Raw genomic sequence first — 22,182 nt, 5'->3', positions numbered from 1 at the left:
CCGACATAACACGCCATTCGTCATGAGAACGCCAATGCCTGTGCCGACACCGCTTGCCAATCCGCTGCTGAACGGCTTTCCCTCGCCGCTGACGTCGCTCGCGGAGCTATTCGCCTACCCACGCTACCTGCCCAGCAGCATCGACATGCCCCGCCTGATGCAGTCCGGCTTCCGGCACCTTGAAGGTCAGTTTTCGATACTGGCCTCGGCATTCGGTCAGGCCGGAGCAGACCAAAAGCCGGACCGCCGGTTCGCGGTGAAGGACTGGGACGAGAACCCGTGGTACCGGATGCTCAAGGAAGGTTATCTCCTCAATGCCAAGACGCTTGCCGAACTGGCCGAGTCGATCCATCTGAACGACGACGACAAGAGCAAACTGTCCTTCTTCCTGGGGCAACTCGTCGATGCCATGAGCCCGTCCAACTTCCTGGCCACCAACCCGGAAGCCATCCGGCTGGCATTGGAGACCAACGGTGAGAGCCTCCTGAACGGCTTCGCAAACTATGTCGAGGACATGCGCCAGCGGCGCATCGCCATCACCGACGAGTCGGCGTTCGAGGTGGGCCGTGACGTCGCCACATCCGAAGGCGCCGTGGTGTTCGAATGCGATGTGATGCAGCTGATCCAGTACAAGCCGCTGACGTCGAAGGTGATGTCGCGCCCGCTGGTGATCGTGCCGCCCTGCATCAACAAGTACTACATCCTCGATCTCCAGCCGGAGAACTCCTTCGTCCGTTTCGCCTGCGAACAGGGTTACACAGTCTTTGTCACTTCGTGGCGCAATCCGCAGGAAGACATGCGCGGTACCACTTGGGACGACTATGTGGAAGGTGTCATCAAGGCGCTCGAGGTCAGCCGTGCCATCGGTGGCGCAAGCCAGGTGAACGCGCTGGGCTGGTGCGTCGGCGGCACGCTGCTGACCTCGGCCCTGGCAGTCCAGGAAGCACGCGGCGAAGACATGGTGGCCAGCATGACACTGCTGACGACCATGCTGGACTTCACCGACCCAGGCGACCTAGGTTTCTTCCTCGACGAAGCCACCGTGGTGGCGCGCGAGCAGACCATTGGCAATGGTGGCATTTACTCTGGCAAGGAACTGGCCTTCGTCTTCCAGACCCTGCGCCCCAACGACCTGATCTGGCCGTACGTCGTCACCAACTACCTGAAGGGAAAATCGCCGGCAGCCTTCGACCTGCTCTATTGGAACGCCGATGCGACCAACCTGCCCGGCCCCATGTACGCGTGGTACCTGCGCAATATGTACCTGGAGAACCGGCTTTGCAGACGCGACGAGTTGTCGATGTGCGGGCATTCGATCGACCTGGGCAAGATCAAGGTGCCGAGCTACGTCCTGGCCACCAAGGAGGATCACATCGTCCCCTGGCAGTCGGCCTATCGCAGTACGCAACTGCTCGGTGGCGATAGCGAGTTTGTGCTGGGCGAAAGTGGCCACATCGCCGGTGTCATCAATCCGGCCTCCAAGCAGAAGCGCGGCTACTGGAGCGCCGGCGCACAGGGAGATCATGCAGAGGACTGGCTCGCTTCCGCACAGTCCACGCCGGGAAGCTGGTGGACGCACTGGAGCGCCTGGCTCAAGCGTCACGGCGGCAAGCAAAAGGCGGCGCCGGCGAAGCTCGGCGACAGCCGGTTCCAGCCGATCGAACCCGCGCCGGGCCGGTACGTGAAGGTCAGGGCCGAGTAAGTCTCAACCGCCATAGCGCGCAACACTCGCGGCGCAGCCTGACGACCCGGACTCCGCTCACGGTACGCGCCGTAGCCGCGACACGCTCGCGGCTACGGGCACGATAACCGCGAGCCCAGCTATTGCCGTGACCTCCATGCGGTGATCGGGGCGAAGGAATATAGCCACTAGCACGCCGACGATGATCAGGATGCCTGCCCATGTGAGCCACGGGTAAAGCCACATGTGCAGAGGCATCTTCTGAGTCTCCGCATCGACCTTGGCACCCACCTGCAGTTGGGTAGCGGCAATGGCCAGTTACACCAGCGGAGCATGTGTTCCTATTCCATCTTTATCAAACTATTCCCATACGTTTTCGATCATTGCTTTATCGCAATGGATTGTGCAGGGGCATCAATCCCTTTGACGTAGACGGGACTAAGGCACCGGCGCGGCCGCGTCCTTCGACAACCCAAGCGGCGCGGCAGTGAGCGCCAGCCGCAACGTCTACGTGGTGGAATGGTGGAACCAAAGTACCCGCAAGATCATGCTGGTACATTAAAGGAAGCTCCCAGTCCTTACCGGGCATCGATCAACGTATGCTTACGGATTGCCTTGCCCAGTGCAGTCCTGATTTACACGACGGGCGCTGACTCTCCACCGCTTACTGCTCGTGGTTCCGATGATGCGATCGATGCTTTCAAATATGCTGCGTTTCCGATCAATGATCGATGACCGCTTCGTTGTGGGGCACTTATGAGCGGGCTCCATGCCGCCTGGCGCAACCAGACTGATGACGCGCACACCCCACGAGCCCGTGCCATCGGGTTAAGCGACCCATGCCGATGCCAACGTGCAGTGTTGCTGGGAGACCGTCCGACTGTCGTCGTCATTCATCAAGGGTCGTCTCGCCTCAACGCCGATTTGGATGTCGTTGGCCACTCCTGATGCAGTGACAGCGCCATAGACCGATGGCTGCGACGGCGGCAGTCGTGCTCATTGGATGAGCACGGTCAATTGACTGTTGGCGTCTGAACCACGTACGTTCGCCACGTGTGTGGACGTCGCTGGCTGGATTCGGAGGGCACGTGGGAGGGAACACTCACAATTTTCCGGCGCAAGACGATGAGACCGGCGCGAACAAAAAAAACGGGCCGACGGGTGACGGCCCGGAAAGGGGGTCCACGAGTTTGAACCTTCCACACGTGCGTACGCAGCTTAGCGCATGGGGCTGGCAGAGCGGTATAGGCGCGCGCCTAAATGGCGCTTGTGTAACGATTCCCTGCGCTGCGGCATTGGGGAACGCGGCGGTTACCAGCGTCATTAACAATGTAGTGCTCTTGCGGAAACGAGTGCTTCGGCGTTTGCATGCACTTTCGTCATTGCGTAGACATAGACCGGCTCAGGATAGGAAGTTGGCGGGATTGGGAAAGCGCGTAATGTCGACACCGATCTCAGCCACGGGGACTCGCGGGAGTGCCCTTGCCTGAGGCGATGGTCATGAGCATGGTCCGGCCCGCTGCCGCCGCTAACAGGACACTGCCGAGCACGAGGTTGGCGTCCTTGCGCACGTTCTGGGTACGCAGGCGATTCTGAATGATCTCGCGGACGAGTCAGCGTGACTCCAATGTCACGCGTTCGCAACGCGGCTCAAGCAGTTTAGGCCGCGTCCTACTAGACCTTCGCGTCCGCTAATTTGACAATGCCCTGCATCCTATGCCGACGCGACAAAGGGAACGCGCATGTTCCAGACCAAGGCCATTGAAATCGAGTTGGGCACGGTTCCCGCCGCAGAATCGTGCGCGCAGGTTGACCATAAGGACTACAGCGAGCGTTCGAGACGCGAATGTGCTGTGTACATCCGACTGTTGCGACGAGTTTTCAACGAACCCAACCCTGGTCTGCTGACATTCGTGCGTCGCAGCTTTCCGCATGGGCTCGGGCGGTACAACAGCGTGGTGGCCGTCATGACAACTGAAGGTGCCATGCTGTTCGACCAGCAATTGGTACCGCACGAGTGGGACCACATCGCCCGTGCCGAACTGACGTGGCTCCGGCTGCGACAGAAGTGGTGCGAGACAGTGCATGCCCGTCCATCTGCAAAGGCATTGGTACCGGACATCTTTCTCCACCACGCGATCCCCAACTTCCCCAACCATCCTGCGGCAATATGGTGGGCAATGGGCTACATGCCCATTCCTGCGAACTATGCAACCGCCGTTCAATGAGCCTCGACTATGAAAAGCTTGCAATCCATGCCGACTATCGTGGTCCATTTGGACGGTGGCCGTGTGCGGCATTTCGAAAGCGATGACCCCGTGATCGTAATCGTGGTCGACCACGATGCTGAGGGCACCGATGCACACGAAGTGAAAACGCTGCCAAAAGGCGGCGCGGCGACAGTCCGTCAGCAGTTGGTCGTTGACGTGGCGCGCGAGACGGCTGAGGCGTGGCGCTGGCTGGCCCGAGGCTGAGACGCAATGCCAGGTGCTCTCCCATCTGGAGCCCCTCCGGCTGGGCGGTCTCCCGCAACCTACTGAGAGACCGGTACATTCAACCAGATCAACGACTAGTTCATTGCCGCCCAGAAGACGGCAGACCAGGTTGACACGGATCCCTAGCCGAGTTCAGCAAGTCGAGCAGAAAATCATACATATCCAGCAGTGACGCACCAACCTGCTGCACTTCCGAGCGCGGCGCCGCTTCGTACAGAACATCCAGTCGACGAACAAGCTGGACCAGGTAAGGTTGATTCAGCATCGTCAGGGCTGAAGCGGCCCGATGACACCAGAGGTGCAGGCCTGTGGGTGAAAGCTCCGCCAGATGCTTGCGAAGTGCCTCACGATCTTCCTTGAGAGCCTGCTGAAAGATCTGCCGTGCTTCCTGTCTTGCCAGTATGTCGCCTAGGTGCGAACTCAACTCAGCGGCGTTGATTCGCTCAGGACGAAAGCCGTCTGATCCGGGTGCTTCATGACCGGAGATCACTACGGGATCCTGCGCTCCAGCTGCGGGGGCTAGACCTAGAGGCTTTCCTTGCAACGCTGCCTCGATCGCATGATGTAACGATGCCGGAGTCGCCGGCTTTAGCAGGAACCCGTTCATACCAACGTTGATGCAATGGAGATGCTCCTCTTGATCGATCGTGGCGGTCACGCCAACTACGGGAATTCCGCGTACAGGAAGTCGCTCGCTCGCGCGAATCGATCGCGTCAGTTCGAATCCATCCATGACCGGCATATGGCAATCGGTCAGCACCAGATCGTAGGTGTCTGCATGGACTGCGGTCAGCGCTTCCTGTCCATTGGCGCATGTTGTGCAGCGATAGCCAAGCAGACTCAACTGCCGCTGTATAACCTCCCGATTAATGGGATGATCCTCGACAAGCAAGACCCTGGGCCCGCCAACTGCGGGCGTGGAATACTGGCTGGCCGACGGGACATGCCCGAGCACCGCTTCCAGTGCCCCGAGAAATGCTGTCCAGCGTAATGGATTGGTGCCAAGCAATACACCACGTTCATCCTGACGATAACCCAGCGGGAGAAATTCGTCGGTCAAATAGATCGTGATCCTGTTGTCTGGTTTTTCTGGTCCACAGTAATCGGTGAGCAGCACCCCATCCCTGGGAAGTACGTCACCTGCATCGATGTGCAGCATCCCGGCGGCGGCACCGAGCGCTATCAGTGCCTCTCGCATTTCAGCATCTCTGACCAAAACCGATAGCGGTCGACCTTTTAGGTGCGGGATGTCAAAGTCCTTGGAGACGACCTCGCAGGGTATCCGCAGCACCACAGTTGTACCGACGCCTTTCTCGCTCTCAAGCGTAACCTCGCCGTCCATCAGGTCAACCAGTCTTCGGACGATTGACAGGCCGAGTCCAGTGCCACCAATCCTTCGCGTGGCACTCTCCTTGCTCTGAACGAATGGTTCGTACAGTCGGCTGAGATCCTCCTTGGCAATGCCAATACCGCTGTCCTCCACTTCCACGACCACATTCGGTGGTCCACCGCTTGCAGGCTCCACGGTTACGCGCAACGTAACGCGACCCCGCTCAGTGAACTTGACGGCATTGCCCAGCAGATTGAACAGGATCTGGCGCAGGCGGATACTGTCAGCCTGAACGATGGCAGGTAACTCTGCACCCACTATTTGTCTCAAGCTCAAGTTCTTCTGGGCGGCTTGGGGTAGAAGCAGGCTCAGCACGCCATCGAACAGATTCCGAAGGTCCACCGGCGTATGCAGGATGATCATCCGGTCGGCTTCCAGTTTGGCGTAGTCCAGAATATCGTCGAGGATCTGCGCGAGTGCGTGCCCGGATTCGCCTGCCAGTGCCAGCATACGCTGCTGCTCTAGCGTCAGCGACATATTCTGCAACAGGTCAAGCAATCCAAGAATGCCGTTCATCGGCGTGCGGATCTCATGGCTCATCATCGCCAGGAAGCGGTCCTTGGCGATGGATGCTGCCTCCGCCGCGTTCTTCGCTTTTGCCAGCACTTCGGATTGTTCGCGGTCTTCCGTACGGTCAGCATAGTAGCCATGCCACAGGACGCTGCCATCGGCCTCTAGCTGCGGCATCGCCTGGACCCGAATCCAGCGTGTCTGGCCACGGACGAGAAAACGCAAATCCTGTGTCATGAGTTGAACCTTCGCCTTGGCATTGGCTGCCGCGGCCAATGCCTTGCGGAGGTCCTCCGGATTGACGATATCCAGCATCAGGTCGCTATCACCGACCAGCGAATCGGCGGAGCGATCCAGCAACTGCTGAGTGTTGCCGCTTACCCATGTGTACGCGCAAACGCCATCGCGTTCGCGCATCTGGAACACCGTGGCAGGCAAATGACGAGTCACGTCGACCAGCATGGCTTCGGCGGCTCGGGCTTTAGACTCCGCGTTGCGAATATCCGTGACGTCGACGGCCGCTGAGATGATGCCGGCGATGTCCTCACCAGCACCGATGATAGGTTTCGTCCAACACAGAAAATGGCGCCGCATCCCATCACAATCTTGGAAATCCACGGCAAACTGCTGCAATTGCCTAGTTTCCAGCGCTCGCTGCGAGCCAGCTTCCAGCGCTTCGGACACGCGTGCCGATTCCAACCTCTGTAAGTCGCTGGGCAACGCACCGATCATCTGCTCCCGTGTCATCCCGGCGATAGCCTGATAGACAGCATTGACTTCGACGTAGTACCCCTTCCCATCCTTGACAGCAATGGGGATGGGTAAGGCGTCCATCAGCGTACGCTGGAAAGCCAGCTGCGCTTGAAGCCGCTGCTGGGCAAGTCGCCTCGCGCTTGCCTCGCGCCGCAGTTGATACTGCCAGCGCAACAGGACACCGACAAAGACGACCACGGCAACCAGGTATGGAGCAATGCGCTTGAGTATCTGCTGCCATGATGGCTCCAGTGGGTAGCCGGCCGCAAAGTAACGGTTCACGATCGCCAGCCGTTCGTCTTCCGGCATATGATCTATGGCGCGGTTAATAAGCGGCACCAGTCTCGAACCGAGCGCAGGGGAGACGGCAAAGCCCATCTCCACCCCTCGCCTGCTGGAGCCGATGATGCGCAAAGCACCTGCGAAATGACGTTCTAACTCCACTTCAACGGTGACCAGATCGGCCACGTAAGCGTCGGCTTTCCCATCAGCAACGGCTTTCATCCCTGCATGCACCGAACTTACGGTCGACAAGCGCAGACCTGGCACTGCCTCCTGGAGCAAGCCCGCAATACCGCTTCCCTCGTTGATTGTCACACGCTTACCTCGGAGGTCTCCGGCGCCATCAATACCCGCGGCCGATAGACGCCCCGCGATGACCAGCGGAAATGTCGCGTAGGGTTGAGTGGCAAGCAATCCTGTCTGCATTGCATTTTCGCCTACTGCAACAGCAATGAGATCCGCCTCACCTTCCCGAACAGTCTCCAAGGCATGAGAAAAGGATGCGGTAGCCTCGTTCTGGAACCGCACGCCAAGCGTGCGATTCAGATAGGACAGATAGCCGGCCACCATGTCGTTGAGCCGCTTGTTCGCCTTTAGATAGCCGCACGGCGACGATCCGCTATGGAATGCTACCTTCAGCACAGGCAGAGACTGCAGGTACTCTCGCTCATCGGAAGTCAGAACGAGTTCCCCTGGGTGTGGTGTCGTAGTGGAGGTGGTCGGCGCCGAGACTGTCTCCGCTACTGGACGCCGCATGTCTGACGGCATTACCGACGCGGTCGTGACTGACGCGGATTCGGTCGGCGTGCCATGCAAAGCCAGTACTGGCAGGAGCAATTGCGCCCACGCCCGCAGGCGAAGCTGTCTGAGCCACCGCCCCGCTCGTCTAGGCACAGATATTGGGGTGCAGATCAAAGCCTCTCGCAGCAATGAGGATGTTTCGGGAAACTGTTGCCCTACTCGTACAGCGGTCTTGCAGACCTCAAGCGTGAATCTGCTGGGGATTTTCATAGTTGCGCAGGCGTGATAATCCATTGGCGTCTCGCCACGCCTGTACACGTCTCGTCGTTCCGTAAAGATGTCACGATGGCGCTAGTTAGCGCATCACTCTAGCCAGCCACGCCGCGCCAGATAATGAGAAAGGGCAAGGTCATTGCGCAAGCCGAGTTTGGCCATGGCCGAACATTTCTGAACACTCACTGTCTTCGGGCTACGACGTAGGTGCTTGCCAATCTCTCTCACACTCATTCCCTGGGCAATGAGCCGCATCACTTCACGCTCGCGCACGCTTAGGAGTTCGAATGCTCCGCCATCCTGCGTGGCAGTTAGGGGGGAAAAATTGACGCCTTGGGCCGCGGTACGCTTAAGGACATTTTGGCAGGCGCGCAACAACGTCTCGGTCCCTTCTGTCTTGGGGACGAAGGCATTGGCGCCGGCCAAGAGAATGTCATTGATGACAGGAGCCGACGTCACCATCGAATAAACAAGGATGCCGATATCGCTTCGTAGACGCCGCAAGCGGTCAACGAGATGCAAACCATCTCCGGGATGTCCGAAGACGTAGTCTGTAATGACCAACTGCACATCTGGGTTGAGAATGGCGGCGCAAGTTTCGTCTGCCGTCGACACCATCGCATCAACGGTAAACCCGTGTGAATTAAGGAAATGGCTCAATGCAATGAGTACGATGGGATGATCGTCTGCGATGACGATTCTACAATTTTTTGAGGGCGCGAAATCCGATCCTACTGCACGGATCATGGCGTCCCTGGATGATCTGTCGAAGCCTCGAAGGCGCTATTGGGGAGTGAACCCAAACGGCCCTGGCTGATGTCTGATTCAGCGTGTGTGAGCTGCATGATAGTGCCACGTGGATTCGATTGCGACGATGAAACATCGAGAATTGATTCGACAACGCAAACGATGTTCGGGCATGAAAAAGGATGAATCAATAGGCCTTGGATTATTTTATAATCTATCTTTTATTTCTGAAAATCATCCCTTCAGGGTGAAGCAGCGCGACCCGTGCGTCATTATGTCGGGACCATCGACATAAGAACCTAATACATTGCATACGGAAGTGTGCAGAATCCGGCGCAGCCAACTTACGCGTGGGCGGTTAGCCTAATCACACAAAGAAAGTTCGTCAATCCGGATAAACGAGGGTAGAACTGAAGCAGCGAAGCGCAGTGCGCTGGCGCCATCTGGCCCCTTTGGTTTATGGAGGGTCTGCACAAGTCCACGTTCGCAGGTCCTCAGTCGTTAATGCGCGGAGCCACCGCAAATGGCGAACAAGATGAAAAGGCCAGCCCTGGACTGAACCACTCAACCAAACGCACTCGTCAGCACGACCCCATAATGAGCCCTATTAGGCACTTTTCGCACTGAATCACCAGCAGCGCGCTATTGTGAATGTTCCAAGCCAATTAATTATTTGTCGATAGGCCATCGCCTAATCAATCGATGCAGGCGATGGCCTATCCAACAGCACGAACAAATCCGAAGAGAGCCTGAAGACATTCCGGCTGCATCCTTCAAAGCTCGCCTTTATCCATTTCAACGGTCCTGATCTCGGTCATCGGCATATGCTCCAGGATAGTCCTCCCCGATGACGCAGCCGCCACGGGATCTCAACGCTCCCCCAAGTCCCTGAAAATTTATACTGGTGGCCTAAGAACTCCGCCTCCGAGTCACGAATTACCTGAACCAGCCAGCCTCCTCAGTTTCCTTAGCGCCTCACAACTTCAATATTGAAAAAATCCTATGAAATTGTCAGTGACGCATTGGGCATCGAGTAGTATCTAAAAGCTCTCGCTTTCATTGATTTCGCGAACAACCATCCCTGCCCATGCTGCACGCCGGGATGAATCCGTCAGCAGTTGCTGTAGTGGCGGTAAATGAAGCTGGAATCGGATGCCAAGACGCAAGAAGAGTAATGCAGTGACGTGCTCAGCGACCGGAATTTGAAAAGGCCCCAGCCGCACGGGGAAGGCTCGTCTCTTGCGTCGCGAGTGTTTCAGCCGCCGTTTAGTCTCTGTTACGCTGGCGGAAGTCGGTCGTCATTAGATGAAGATGCGAAGCGTCGCTTCATGCGTTGGACGGATTCTAGTTGACGGCGGACACGACATTCCTTTTCCCGCCTGTTCGTGCGCCCGCCCAGGCCCAGCAGACCGAGCAATGCGAACAACGCTGCAATGCCAGGATCCACCGCACCACCACCACCACTGCCCGCACCACTACTACTACCACTACCACCGCTACTACCACCGTTGACCGACGGTTTTGCTGTTACATCAATGAATACGGCCGAAGGCGGCCCTTCGTAGCTGACGGCTTCCGTCGCACCGTTCTGAGTGATGCTACCTGCATTGACGCCGCGAACATATATTAGATGGCGTCCCGGCGCGAGTTTGCTCGTGTCGATCTCGCCTGCTACCGACAAGGTTCGCGTCGTATCGAACGCGCCTGACGTTGCAGTCAGCGTAATCGGTTGCGCACCAACATCCCATGGCAGCTTGTCGACGAAGGCGTGTGCCGCCTTTATGTTCAGTTCATACGGCAGCGGTGGCGGCGCGACATGACTCTGTCCCGCCTTGCTGTACTTGTAACGGCTGTCGTCGATAAGCGCAGTGATTTTGACCTTCATTCCTTGTTCAACAGAGGCTGCGCCCACCTTGACGTCCGCCGTGTCTGGACCGAACGGTAGCTTGTATGGCGCCTTCAGGATCCGCGAGGCATATAGCATCGCATTGAAGTTTTGGGGATAGGTGGTTTTCTCGAACTTGTCGCACGGTTCATAAAACGAGGTGCCAAGCTCGATGGTGTACGACGGCGCGCCGAGCAGACCATAGAAGGTGTCAGTAGTCGTGCCCTCCACGTTGTAACTCAGCACTTGCTGCGGGGAATATGTGTTGTACCACGCCAGGCGCTGTGCCAGTACTGCCATGCTTTTGTTGTTCGGCGTGTGTGTGGTGTTGTTGTTTTCCGGCCGAGTGATGCCCCACGGCCACAGAATTGCGCGGCTGAAGCTATGTAGGTCGAAGTACAGGCCGGAATAATCATCCGGCGCTGGCGCACTCCAGTCTTTTACCGGGCGCGCATCGGGTAGCACGCCGCCGAGATAGCGGCCATTCTTCAACTCGCCAGCGATGTACTTGATGATGGCCTGCGTTTCTGGCTCCGATGCGGCAGCGGCGCCGCGGAACGTCTCACCGCATGCTCTTCCGTCCGAGCCCCCGGAGCCTTTGGCCGACCAGCCGAACGGAAAGTTGCGGTTCAGATCGACACCGGAGCTTTGCGCATGCGCGGCACAAAATGCCGTGTCGAAGTTCACGTTCTTGCGCCAGCCGGCCCCAGAGCTTGGCGCAGCCTGCTCCGCCATCTTGCGCCCGGCGGGATTCGCATGCAGGATGAAATGGAACTGGTTGTTGTCCACCAGCCAGGTGGCTTGCGGATCCTTGCCGTAGTTGGCGAGTAGCCATTCGGCATAACGCAGCAGCAATTCCGCCGGCTGATACTCGCGCGCGTGGATCGAGCCGGTGGCCGCCATGCGCGGCGTCTTGTCGTTCTGCTTTGCGAGGTTGCCGACGACAAGGACTTTCAGGTCATTGCCTGCCTCGCCGGGAAACGCATCCAGATTATATTCCCGCAACACCGCGGCTGGCAGGTACTTCACAAGCAGGTTGCGGAACGACATCGTTTGTTGCTGCACCCAGGTCTTGCCCACGCTCTTGAACTGAACAAGATTTGGGTACGTTCTTGCGAGAGCTTCCCCTGTGGCGAAGGATTGCTCCACGGTGCGATAACAAGCGTGCTTGCCGTTGGTGATGCTCGATGGAGTCAGCGTGTCAAACGACTTCTGCGTATTGGATGCGGCGGCCTCCGCAGCCTTGTAGCGACTCGCCATGAATTCGCGAATGCGAGCGGTCTCGCCTTCATCGACCTGAACAACCAAGCCCGCCTGTTTCAGTTGCTCCACCATGTCACCATCGACTTCAGCGAAGATGACGCGCTGATCCGCATCGAGCCGGAAATGATCGAACAGATCACTGACCTTGCGAATATCCTCATCCGAAGCGTACGGAATCATGATCGAGTACAGGTCGTGTGTCGTGTCTGCGTGCGCTACGCCGGATAGGCCGCCGACAAGGGCAATGGCGAGGGTAAGTGCCGCGAGATGCGGCCCGGTAAAGGGTTTCATAGCGTCTCCTCATTATTTGTGATGACAAACATAGCGCCGTGACATCATGGTTGATTGCCAGCGTATATCGCCATTGATGTGAATCTATTTACTGTTTCATTTGCATCAACTCCTAAAATTCATATCAACTAAAGACTCTCTGGCTATCGTAAAAAACCTCGCTTCTTCAATCGATAACCGGCGATAAAATTATCCGCCGAATATGTGGTTTGGCTATAAAAACAAATGTCACATCGAATAGATGACAATGTTTCGAATGGAGTGATCGTAGCCAATCTACTATTTTCTTCTATAGGCCATTGCCTAAATTTCTAATAATCTCAGTAGATATGGCTTAGTTGAGCGGGTTCTGTCGCTATAAAAAGCGGCGAGCCTAAGCCAGGCGGGCGGAGCGGCTATTGCTAGTGGCGTGCGCCCTCGCCCAGTCGTCGGAAGCAGGCCACTCCGCCCCTGGATGTCAAAGTGGCGCGATTCACATCGTGGCAGTCTCGGCAGCTCACTTGTGGATAGCAAGATTGCGTTGCATTGCAGCCCCACGAGATCCGGCGCGTAGCGTCGCGATATCAGCTATATGGAAAAAATGCGGTTACACGCGGAGGGGAACAGCTCTCAATCGCAAAATAGGCGTAGGGCACGATCAGGCCGGCGCCATGCGCCCAAAATCTGTGTGAGTTCGCGTTGCGCAAACCTTCCTTGACATGGCTGCCAAGGTCCTCATCGCGTTGGCAATGAGGACTGGGAGTACTGCATTTCACAGTCCGGAAACCGGACGTCGCTGCATCGACTTACTCCGCTTTGCTGCATCTGCTCCATGAGTTAGCGCTCAGAGCGAATGCTGTAGAGCACCTGCAGCAGCATGGCCCGCTGCAACTCTCCCCGGCGCCCCCACCAGTACCGCCTCGTACATCTGCGCGAGCAACCAGCCCATCTTCGTCACCCGTAACACCGGAGTTACAAGAATCTAATGAGTTGCTTCGAATACCGTACGCAACGCCAACGGTCATCCATTGTGCTCTGCTGGACGGACATGGCGGGAGACAGGAGTCCGTTGTAACAACGTAGCTACCAGGATCGCCACCGCCACTATCACAGGCGGCAAGGAAAAGGGTACCGGCCAAGGGCGGCCATACGACTTCGGCGTTTCCGCAGGCGTGTAGGAGACCACTCTTTCTGCCGAAGAACCAACACCGATTGGCTGAGAGGCGCCCAGATCCTGCGCCAGCTTTGTCGGCTTTTGGTTTGTCGCTTAGCGACATCATTGCGATAAGTTTTCTTATCGCAATAGCAACACGATAAACGAAACTCACAGAAAACCAATTGCGGGAGACCAGCATGCCGCCCCCCCTTACCAATGTCGGTCGTCGAATCTGAGCCATCAGAAATGAGCTTGCGCATGCGCAAAGTTCCCGCGCACACTGCCGTATGCCCGAACAAGCGCCGGCCAAAAGCAAACGGTCAGTCCTGCCCCAACCGCTCTCGCCCATGCGGCGAGGACAAATCAAGCATTGGACCCATCGGCACGATCCCCGTGGGGTTCAGCATCCGATGGCTCTCATAGTAGTGGCCCTTGATGTGCAGAAAATCGACCGTGTCCGCAATGCCTGGCCGTTGGTAGAAATCCCGCAAATAGGCTGACAAGGCCGGATAGTCGACGATTCGGCGCAGGTTGCACTTGAAGTGCCCTACGTACACGGCGTCGAAACGGATCAGTGTGGTGAAGAGCCGGATATCGGCTTCGGTAAAGCGGTTTCCGACCAACCAGCGCTGCTGGGAAAGATGTGCCTCCAGCCAGTCCAGCGTATCGAACAACGACCGCACGCTTTCCTCGTAGGCCGCCTGAGAGGTGGCGAAACCTGCCTTGTACACACCGTTGTTGACGGTGTCGTAGATCCGCGCGTTGACGGCATCGATCTGCGCGCGCAGATCAAGCGGGTAGTAATCCCCTTGCCTCGCCCCAAGCCCGTCGAATGCGCTGTTCATCATACGGATGATCTCCGATGATTCATTGCTGACAATCGTGGCCTGCTGCCTGTCCCACAGCACAGGCACGGTCACCCGGCCGGTGTACTGCGGGCTGGCCAATGTGTAGACCTGATGCAGCACGCGCGCGCCACTGACGGAGTCTGGTATCACCCCGGGGCCGTCGGCAAAGGTCCAGCCCTCCTCGCGCATCAGCCAGTGCACGACCGAAAGACTGATTATGTCCTCCAGCCCCTTGAGTTGGCGCATGATCAGTGTCCGATGTGCCCAAGGGCAAGCCAGACTGACATAGAGGTGGTAGCGGCCCGGCTCGGCGCGGAATCCACCTATACCAGTGGGCCCGGCCGCGCCATCGCATGTGACCCAGTTGCGGAAAGCCGCATCCTTACGCACGAAACGCCCACCGGTGGAGGTAGTGTCATACCACCTGTCTTGCCATTCACCATTCACCAGGAGTCCCATTGATCGCCCCTTGCCGTTTTACCGCCGCACCTTGCTTTGCCTGACGCATCGCGTTGAGATTGCATTGTGCTCCACATGACGACCTGCCATGTCTTGCGTATGCCGATCAGGGCTGCAGTCATCTGGGTGCGGGACGAGGCCGGCCAGCCGCCCCAACTACTTCATTTGAACGCGACAGAGTCAGATATCGGCCTGCCAAGCCTCATTGACCGAATCGCTCTTACAAATGCGTGCCAAGTGCCCGGCACCCTCCCCCCTTCACCTTCACCTCATCCTGCCTTCACCCACGCGCTAAATACTCCCTGCCATCCAATCACCAAGAAGGAACCGAGATGGCGACGCGAACCCAGGATTTTGACCATGACGTGGTAGTCGTCGGCGCAAGCTTTGCAGGCGCCGCCTGCGCGCTGGCTGCGGCACGTGCGGGATTGCGCGTGGTGGTGCTCGAGCGGAAGACCGACCCCGGGAGCAAGCTTCACACCACTGGCATCCTGGTCAAGGAGGCGGTCGAGCAGACATGGCTCGGCCGCGCTCCTGCCGATTGCGTGCGACGCATCGAGAAGGTTCGCCTCTATTCGCCGGCGTTGCGCAGCCTCGCGTTGGCGGCGCCCGGCTACTACTTTCTCACCACCGATACACCGAATCTGATGCGCTGGCTGGCCTCGGAACTGGTGGATCACGGGGTCGACCTGCGTCTCGACACCTCTTTCAGTCAAGCGGCACGATCCGGTGCCGGATGGTCCGTGCCGGGCGTCGGCCGCACGCGGTACCTGGTAGGTGCCGACGGCGCGAGGTCAAGGGTGGCCCAGATCGCCGGACTCGGGCAAGGTCACGCCTTTCTCTACGGCGTCGAATACGAGTTTGCCGGCCTGCAACTCTCCGATCCAGATGCCCTGCATTGCTTCGCCAGCAAGCACTTCGCGCCTGGGTATATCGGTTGGGTGGCCCAAAATCCCACCGGTGTGCAAGCTGGCCTGGCGCTGCGCCATGCGCCACGGCGTCGGGCGGCGCCGGATATCGACGGTTTTCTTCGGCGTGTCCGGCACCTGCTCGGTGTGCCGGAGGACGCGGCGCCGACCACTACCCGTGCCGGCCTGATACCCTGTGGCGGGCCGGTATACCCGTTGGCCCGGGATGGCGTACTGCTGACGGGCGATGCGGCTGGTATCGTGTCGCCGGTGACGGCCGGCGGCATTCACGCGGCGTGGCGGCATGGCGAAGCCGTCGGGCGGGCCATCGCGGCGCACCTTCAGACCGGCGCCGCAACGCCAGAGCAAGTGGCCGAACAGAGCGCGCCGCGTTTTCGGACCAAGCGGGTGCTACGTTGGGCGTTCGACCATTTCCAGTCGGATTGGGCGTTCGATGTCCTGTTGCATTCGGCGCCTTTGCGATGGGCCGCGGAACGCATCTATTTCCATAAACGCGGCGTCGCGGCAAAGATTTGAACCTGATAGCGAGACTTGTGTGATGAAACAGCCAGCCGTACTTGTGGTGGAAGATGAATCAGCCATTGCGGACACGATTCTGTACGCCCTACGCACGGAAGGTATGCAGGTCGAGACTTGCACGCTGGGGAGTGAAGCATTGGATCGCGTGCGATCACGACGCCCCGATCTCGTTATCCTCGACGTTGGGCTGCCCGATATCAGCGGCTTCGAGGTCTGCCGCTCGATGCGGACGTTTTCGGACGTTCCCGTCATCTTCCTGACGGCCCGGCACGAGGAGATCGATCGCATCGTCGGGCTCGAAATTGGCGCGGATGACTACGTGGTAAAGCCATTCTCGCCACGTGAGCTTGCCGCTCGCGTGCGCGTGATTCTCCGTCGCGCCAAGGGCGCCAGCGACTCACCCCAACCATCGCCAATGGCCCGGGAGGACGCCGATTTCGTCCATGACACCGACGGCGCCCGCCTGGCCTATCGTGGCCGATGGCTGGACCTCACCCGCTACGAATACCGCCTGCTGGCGCTTCTGGTGCAACACCCGGCGCGTATCTTCGCCCGCTCACAGCTCATGGATCTGGTCTGGCACGATTCGCTCGATACGGTCGATCGTACCGTCGACACGCACGTCAAGACGCTCCGAGCCAAGCTCCGCGAGATCGACCCCGCTGGCGACCCGATCCGGACCCATCGCGGCATGGGCTATTCACTCGAATCACGATAAGGAAGATAAGGGCATTCCATGCATATCGGCCTGCGCATCTTCTTTGGCTTCTTCCTTATCGTCGGGCTGGCAGCGTTCCTGACCTTGCGCGTGTTTGTCCAGGAAGTGAAACCTGGCGTGCGTCAGGCCATGGAGGATACCCTCGTGGACACCGCCAACGTCCTCGCCGTGTTGGCCACCGACGATTTCAAGAGCGGTCATCTCGCCGACGGCAATTTCGCGAATCGTCTGGCGCGGCTGCATGAGCAGCCCGTCGAAGCCAGCGTGTGGGGGATGCACAAGGGTGCCGTCGGTTACCGCATCTACATCACCGATGATCGTGGCATCGTCCGCTTCGACTCGTCCGGCGCGGCGGTCGGGCAAGACTACTCCCGGTGGAACGATGTCTACCTGACCCTGCAGGGCAAGTATGGCGCTCGCAGCACGCCCTCCGACCCCAACGATGACAGCAGCACGGTCATGTATGTGGCGGCCCCGATCCGCGATGGCGAACGAATCATCGGCGTGCTGACCGTGGCCAAGCCGAACCAGACCGTGGCACCGTTCATCGCGCGCAGTCAGCGCACTATCCTGATGTACGGGCTGTTGCTGATCGGCGGCGCTGCGGTGATTGGACTGGTGTGCACGCTCTGGCTCGTGTATGGGCTGCGCAAGCTGCAGCGCTATGCTCGGGCCGTCGCGGCCGGCGAGCGCGCCGAGATGCCCTTGCGCGGCGCCAGCGAACTCGCGGAACTCGGCCGAGCGGTGGAAACCATGCGCGTGCGACTGGAAGACAAGCAGTACGTTGAGCACTATATCCACACGCTGACGCACGAAATGAAGAGCCCGCTCGCGGCCATCGGCGGCGCGGCGGAACTGCTTCAGGAGGACATGCCGACGGCAGACCGCCAACGCTTTCTCGGCAATATCCGCAGTCAGGCGCAGCGGCTCGATTTGTTGATCCGCAAGCTTCTGGCACTCGCCGAAGTCGAACAACGCCAGCGTCTGGAGAAGCGCGAACCCGTGCGGCTGGCGCAGGAGATCGAGCATATTCTTGCGTCACTGGAGCCACGGGCGCGCCAACGCGGCGTAAGCCTGCATTGGCAGCCACCGGCGCAGGGACAATCCTTCGACGTCTCCGGCGACGTGTTCCTGCTGCGGCAGGCAATCGTCAACCTGATCGAGAATGCCCTGGATTTCGCGCCGTCGGGGACCGACGTCGACGTGGTGCTGGAGCCCGGACCCCATCAGGATCGGATCACGCTCAGGATCGAGGACCGAGGGCCCGGCATCCCCGAGTACGCGCTTTCGCGGCTGTTCGAGCGCTTCTATTCCCTGCCCCGCCCCGGTGGCGGCGAGCGCAGCACCGGGCTTGGCCTATGTCTGGTTCGCGAAGTAGCCCTGCTGCACCATGGCAGCGCTACCGTTACCAACAGAGAGGGCGGTGGCGCCAGCGCCGTGATGGTCCTGCCCATCTCCGCATGACGCGCAACACATGACGTAACGCGAAAGACGGAGCGCAGCCTTCACAACGGCTTCACGCCAACCACACGCCCTCCTCACCCGCGATCGCTAGTCTTGCTGCATCTTCACTCGCAAGACAGTCATGAAAAACTTTCGCTCGTATCCCTACAAGATTCTGGTCGCGGCGGGCCTGATCCTGGTGCTGTGGGCCGCCCTGCAGATGGTCTTCAATCTAGTGGAGGAGCGCAGCCAGCTCCAGGAGTCCGCCGAGCAAAGCATCTGGCGTAGTTATGCCGGCCCGCAAACCTTGAATGGCCCGATCATCGTCCTGCCTTACAAGGAAGTCCTCGTGGAATCCGAAGCAAAGGATGCCAAGGGCCGCAAGACACAGACGCAGTACCGGGAGGTCACGCGACAACTGCTGGTCTTCCCGAAGTCCCTCCAGGTTCAAACCGAGATCAAGCCCAGCGAACGGTACCGAGGCATCCACAAGGCGATTGTTTATGAGGCGGCGAGCCAGTGGACGGGCACCTTCGCCTTGCCTGACCTGAAGGCGGCCACTGCATTCGAGAAATCCGCCGGGCATGTCCGCTTCGAACTGGGCGAGCCGTTCGTGGCACTGGGCGTGTCCGACATGCGTGGCCTTGCTGCGGCGCCGGTCATGCAACTCGCCGGAAAGTCGCTGGAAATGGAGCAAGGCGCGCAACTCAATGGGTTGGGCCAGGGGCTCCATGCGGACCTCGACCTCCGCGGTGCGGCCGGCAAGCCCGCCGACGCGCGCGTCGTGCCGTTCTCGCTCACGCTTTCCTTGCTTGGAAGCCGTTCCATCGCGTTCGCGCCGGTAGCGGACATGAATACGTTCAGTATGCGATCCGCATGGCCGCACCCCAGTTTCGATGGCGACTTCCTGCCACGCCAGCGCACGGTGGACGCCAGTGGCTTTCGCGCCGAATGGTCGGTCAACGCGCTTAACACCCACGTACGAGAACGCATTCTGTCCATGGAGAATGGCGAGCGTACGCAACCAGCCGTGACGGCCCCGGCGAACGCGGCGGAGTCCATCTCCGTCACGCTGATCGATCCGGTCAACGGCTATGTACGCGTCGAGCGTGCCATCAAGTATGGGCTGTTGTTCGTGCTACTGACCTTCGCCGGCTTCTATGTATTCGAGCAGATCAAGGGACTGCGGATTCATCCGATTCAGTACCTGCTCGTTGGACTGGCGCTGACCCTGTTCTTCCTCATGCTCGTCAGCCTTTCCGAGCACGTGACATTCCTGCTGGCCTATCTGGCCGCGAGTGCCGCCTGCATCGGACTGCTCGCCTTTTACCTGACGTTCGTCCTTCACAGCTGGCGCCGAGGCGCGAGTTTCGCGGCATTGATTGCGGCGCTGTATGGCGCGCTGTACGGCATTCTGGTTTCCGAGGACAACGCGCTATTGCTGGGTTCGACCCTGCTCTTCCTGGTGCTGGCCAGCATTATGACGGTGACACGTCGCGTGGATTGGTATAACGGGGATATGCAATCCATCTCGGAGAAAGACGGGGGCGAAGGATAAAAGTAATAACAGGCGCGTGGCTCAGTAGTGCCCAGGCCGCCTGTACCCAATCAGGAGGTGCATCGCGCTATTCCCCGCGACGGTTCCTCCGCCCCTTCAAGTGAGATGGCTCGCCCAGCCTGTGGCAGGTCGGGCCACTCACTCCCGCTCCCTCGTCAACCCACGAACGCCCCCGGCACCGGGTCCTCGCCCAGCACGCTCAGCAGAACCGCCCAGTGCATGGCCTCATCGCCAAGGATGCTGCCGGCGGCTTTGGCAAGTTCCCGGTTATGGAAGCTCGGCAGTACGCCCAGGTAGGCAGCAGTAGCCCCCTTCTCCAGCCCGGCGGCGAACCGCAGGACATCGGCCTGGGTTTTCAGATCCGCAGCCGGGAAGTTGTATTCGCTGGCCTTCCGGGTCTTGACCGGCGTGCCGCCCAGCTTCATCACCGTGTTGGCCAGCACATCCGCATGGGCCTTGTGGTGCGTCTGGAACTTGACAGCGGTGTCGAGCACCGGCTTCTGCAGCAGCCCGCTTTCGGCGCCGACCTGGTAAGCAGCGATCGCCTGGTATTCCAGACCAAGTGCCGTGTTGAGGATATTGATGTCGTCCTTTGTGCTGGTGGAATGCGTTTGCCCCCAGGCGGGCATGGCCTCGCCAAGCGACATCACGGCCAGCGACCCGAGTGCGAATGCACCCGGTGCCTTGAGCCAGCCGCGGCGGACCAGATCGGGAGCAAGGTCGGCGTCGCCGGCGTCGCAGGTGGCGCCGGCGAACGGCAAAGACAGGTCAGGCTTGGTTTTCATGGGAACCCTCCTTGATTTGGGCGATGAGCGCTAGCGGGCGAAGCACATTGCCCGTGCGTTATCGGCTTATACGCAGCCATCCACCCGGCGGATGCACCGCTGACGCCCCGCTGCCTATAATCCGGCCAACCCCATCCGCCTGGAGTGCCGCGTGGCCCTGTCGCCGGAACCTCCTTCTTCGTTGCCCGATACGTCCACGGGGCTTGATGTATTGCTCGGCCGGGTGGCGTTGGGGGATCGGCTGGCACTTCGCGCGCTTTACGATCAGGTCGTGCCGAAACTGTTCGGCCTCGCGCTGCGTATCACTGGCAGGCGTGACTGGGCGGAGGACGTGGTGCAGGAGAGTTTTGTCAGCATCTGGCACCACGCCGCCGATTACCGACCGCAAGTGGCCGCCCCGATGACGTGGATGACGACGATTGTGCGCAACCGGGCGCTCGACTGCCTGCGCCGGGCGCATGCGGCGCGGCTGGCATCGGCCGCTTCCCTGGAAGACACCCCGGAAGCCGATCTCGCAGACGAACACGATGGCCCGGCCGAACTGGCGCAGGCCAGCGAACAAGCTCGCGCGCTGAACCGTTGCCTGCAGCGCCTGGACGGCCCGCAGCGCGAGGCGGTGGTGCTGGCCTACCTGCTGGACCTCAGCCATGCCGAACTGGCCGCGCGGCTGCGCGTGCCGCTGGGCACCATCAAATCGTGGATCCGCCGTGGTCTGGAGAAGCTGCGCGCCTGCCTGGAGGCCACGCCATGAATCTTGCGCGCCACCCTGACCTGCTCGACCGCATGGCCGCCCAGTACGCATTGGGCGTGCTGCGCGGCGGCGCGCGCCGCCGCATGGAGCAAATGGCGCGCCAGGAACCCGCCGTGCGCTTGGCGATTGCCCATTGGCAGGCCCGACTGGCTGGGGTGGCCGAACTGCAAGCGCGGGCCGTTCCCGTAGAAGCCGTCTGGTGCGGCATCGAGCGACGGCTAGGCTGGAAGGCCGATCCCGCCGAGGCACAGCCGACACGCACGACTGGCTGGCGTCACATGTGGCAGGCCGCGAGCTTCTGGCGTGGCGCCACGGCGGCGATGACGGTCATCGCGCTGATCGCCGTTATTGCCACCATAGGCCTCGGGCCGGAGCGACGGCCCAGTCCCTCCACAGTGGTTGCCTTGCTGCAGTCGCAACAATCCCGGGCGGCCATGCTGGTCAGTTGGGATCCAACTGGCCCTGCCCTGGTGGTTCGCAGGCTCGACGACCTGACGCTGACAAACCAGCAAGTCCTCCAGCTTTGGGCGCTCCCCGTGGATGGCAAGCCTCACTCGCTGGGCGTGATTGGCCGCGCGCGCCAGGTTCGCCTGCCGCTGGCCACGCTGCCCGCCAACGTGCCGACCCTGGCGGTCAGCATCGAGCCACTCGGCGGATCCACCAATCCGGATGGACCAAGCGGGCCAGTCGTGTTCCATGGCGCCTTGCTGAAATCCCCGCGCTGAC

15 protein-coding genes are annotated in these 22,182 nt (G+C 59.8%); 9 read left to right on the top strand and 6 right to left on the bottom strand.

What is annotated here, in order from left to right; genetic code table 11:
• Positions 1 to 34 precede the first annotated feature (34 nt).
• Positions 35 to 1,702 (top strand): PHA/PHB synthase family protein, encoded by a 1,668-nt coding sequence (locus tag K6G35_RS07420; RefSeq protein ID WP_495676281.1) that lies wholly within the window; start codon positions 35 to 37, stop codon positions 1,700 to 1,702.
• A gap of 57 nt (positions 1,703 to 1,759) precedes the next feature.
• Here the strand turns inward: K6G35_RS07420 and K6G35_RS07415 are convergent, their stop codons facing one another.
• Positions 1,760 to 1,939, bottom strand: a complete 180-nt coding sequence (locus tag K6G35_RS07415) for a transport permease of gamma-aminobutyrate (protein WP_286962671.1) — start codon at positions 1,937 to 1,939, stop codon at positions 1,760 to 1,762.
• A 1,484-nt stretch (positions 1,940 to 3,423) separates the two neighbouring features.
• Here K6G35_RS07415 and K6G35_RS07410 point away from each other — a divergent pair.
• Together K6G35_RS07410 and K6G35_RS07405 are read left to right on the top strand one after the other, a co-directional pair.
• A complete protein-coding gene (locus K6G35_RS07410; RefSeq protein ID WP_008650780.1) occupies positions 3,424 to 3,909 on the top strand; it encodes a hypothetical protein in 486 nt (161 codons plus the stop codon).
• A gap of 9 nt (positions 3,910 to 3,918) precedes the next feature.
• On the top strand, positions 3,919 to 4,155 hold the full coding sequence (locus K6G35_RS07405) for a hypothetical protein (protein WP_186425370.1): 237 nt from the start codon (positions 3,919 to 3,921) through the stop codon (positions 4,153 to 4,155).
• Positions 4,156 to 4,255: 100 nt separating this feature from the next.
• On the opposite strand, the gene K6G35_RS07400 is transcribed toward K6G35_RS07405, so the two are convergent.
• From K6G35_RS07400 to K6G35_RS07385, 4 genes are all read right to left on the bottom strand, one after another.
• Positions 4,256 to 7,753, bottom strand: coding sequence for an ATP-binding protein (locus K6G35_RS07400; RefSeq protein ID WP_495676280.1), 3,498 nt, complete (start codon positions 7,751 to 7,753; stop codon positions 4,256 to 4,258).
• A gap of 462 nt (positions 7,754 to 8,215) precedes the next feature.
• The gene (locus K6G35_RS07395) at positions 8,216 to 8,872 is read right to left on the bottom strand and encodes a response regulator (protein ID WP_008650776.1); all 657 of its coding nucleotides are present in this window, start codon (positions 8,870 to 8,872) and stop codon (positions 8,216 to 8,218) included.
• Positions 8,873 to 10,148: 1,276 nt separating this feature from the next.
• The gene (locus K6G35_RS07390) at positions 10,149 to 12,311 is read right to left on the bottom strand and encodes a M14 family zinc carboxypeptidase (RefSeq protein WP_495676279.1); all 2,163 of its coding nucleotides are present in this window, start codon (positions 12,309 to 12,311) and stop codon (positions 10,149 to 10,151) included.
• Between the two features lie 1,455 nt (positions 12,312 to 13,766).
• Entirely contained in the window at positions 13,767 to 14,753 is a 987-nt protein-coding gene (locus K6G35_RS07385; protein WP_495676278.1) for a glutathione S-transferase family protein, read from the bottom strand.
• A gap of 332 nt (positions 14,754 to 15,085) precedes the next feature.
• Between K6G35_RS07385 and K6G35_RS07380 the strand changes: the two genes are divergently transcribed.
• The 4 genes from K6G35_RS07380 (at position 15,086) to creD (ending at position 19,920) form a co-directional block, all read left to right on the top strand.
• Positions 15,086 to 16,198, top strand: coding sequence for an NAD(P)/FAD-dependent oxidoreductase (locus K6G35_RS07380; protein ID WP_495676277.1), 1,113 nt, complete (start codon positions 15,086 to 15,088; stop codon positions 16,196 to 16,198).
• Between the two features lie 22 nt (positions 16,199 to 16,220).
• On the top strand, positions 16,221 to 16,919 hold the full coding sequence (gene creB, locus K6G35_RS07375; protein ID WP_495676276.1) for a two-component system response regulator CreB: 699 nt from the start codon (positions 16,221 to 16,223) through the stop codon (positions 16,917 to 16,919).
• A gap of 18 nt (positions 16,920 to 16,937) precedes the next feature.
• Entirely contained in the window at positions 16,938 to 18,383 is a 1,446-nt protein-coding gene (creC, locus tag K6G35_RS07370; protein WP_495676275.1) for a two-component system sensor histidine kinase CreC, read from the top strand.
• A 121-nt stretch (positions 18,384 to 18,504) separates the two neighbouring features.
• On the top strand, positions 18,505 to 19,920 hold the full coding sequence (gene creD, locus K6G35_RS07365) for a cell envelope integrity protein CreD (RefSeq protein ID WP_495676274.1): 1,416 nt from the start codon (positions 18,505 to 18,507) through the stop codon (positions 19,918 to 19,920).
• Positions 19,921 to 20,075: 155 nt separating this feature from the next.
• On the opposite strand, the gene K6G35_RS07360 is transcribed toward creD, so the two are convergent.
• Positions 20,076 to 20,705, bottom strand: a complete 630-nt coding sequence (locus K6G35_RS07360) for a ferritin-like domain-containing protein (protein WP_495676273.1) — start codon at positions 20,703 to 20,705, stop codon at positions 20,076 to 20,078.
• 151 nt (positions 20,706 to 20,856) lie between these two features.
• Between K6G35_RS07360 and K6G35_RS07355 the strand changes: the two genes are divergently transcribed.
• Together K6G35_RS07355 and K6G35_RS07350 are read left to right on the top strand one after the other, a co-directional pair.
• Positions 20,857 to 21,456 (top strand): RNA polymerase sigma factor, encoded by a 600-nt coding sequence (locus tag K6G35_RS07355; RefSeq protein ID WP_495676272.1) that lies wholly within the window; start codon positions 20,857 to 20,859, stop codon positions 21,454 to 21,456.
• Complete coding sequence (locus K6G35_RS07350; RefSeq protein WP_495676271.1) at positions 21,453 to 22,181, top strand: anti-sigma factor; 729 nt, start codon at positions 21,453 to 21,455, stop codon at positions 22,179 to 22,181. Before K6G35_RS07355 ends, K6G35_RS07350 begins: the two co-directional genes overlap by 4 nt.
• The last annotated feature ends 1 nt before the right edge of the window (position 22,182 follow it).

This window comes from Cupriavidus sp. HY129, assembly GCF_059492215.1.
This window is presented reverse-complemented; position numbering and strand designations above follow the sequence as displayed.

What these genes read in the sequence shown, in the direction of transcription:
- K6G35_RS07420 (WP_495676281.1), top strand. Translation starts at nt 35, where the DNA reads ATGCCTGTGCCGACACCGCTTGCCAATCCGCTGCTGAACGGCTTTCCC.
- K6G35_RS07415 (WP_286962671.1), bottom strand. Translation starts at nt 1,939, where the DNA reads ATGCCTCTGCACATGTGGCTTTACCCGTGGCTCACATGGGCAGGCATC.
- K6G35_RS07410 (WP_008650780.1), top strand. Translation starts at nt 3,424, where the DNA reads ATGTTCCAGACCAAGGCCATTGAAATCGAGTTGGGCACGGTTCCCGCC.
- K6G35_RS07405 (WP_186425370.1), top strand. Translation starts at nt 3,919, where the DNA reads ATGAAAAGCTTGCAATCCATGCCGACTATCGTGGTCCATTTGGACGGT.
- K6G35_RS07395 (WP_008650776.1), bottom strand. Translation starts at nt 8,872, where the DNA reads ATGATCCGTGCAGTAGGATCGGATTTCGCGCCCTCAAAAAATTGTAGA.
- K6G35_RS07390 (WP_495676279.1), bottom strand. Translation starts at nt 12,311, where the DNA reads ATGAAACCCTTTACCGGGCCGCATCTCGCGGCACTTACCCTCGCCATT.
- K6G35_RS07385 (WP_495676278.1), bottom strand. Translation starts at nt 14,753, where the DNA reads ATGGGACTCCTGGTGAATGGTGAATGGCAAGACAGGTGGTATGACACT.
- K6G35_RS07380 (WP_495676277.1), top strand. Translation starts at nt 15,086, where the DNA reads ATGGCGACGCGAACCCAGGATTTTGACCATGACGTGGTAGTCGTCGGC.
- creB (WP_495676276.1), top strand. Translation starts at nt 16,221, where the DNA reads ATGAAACAGCCAGCCGTACTTGTGGTGGAAGATGAATCAGCCATTGCG.
- creC (WP_495676275.1), top strand. Translation starts at nt 16,938, where the DNA reads ATGCATATCGGCCTGCGCATCTTCTTTGGCTTCTTCCTTATCGTCGGG.
- creD (WP_495676274.1), top strand. Translation starts at nt 18,505, where the DNA reads ATGAAAAACTTTCGCTCGTATCCCTACAAGATTCTGGTCGCGGCGGGC.
- K6G35_RS07360 (WP_495676273.1), bottom strand. Translation starts at nt 20,705, where the DNA reads ATGAAAACCAAGCCTGACCTGTCTTTGCCGTTCGCCGGCGCCACCTGC.
- K6G35_RS07350 (WP_495676271.1), top strand. Translation starts at nt 21,453, where the DNA reads ATGAATCTTGCGCGCCACCCTGACCTGCTCGACCGCATGGCCGCCCAG.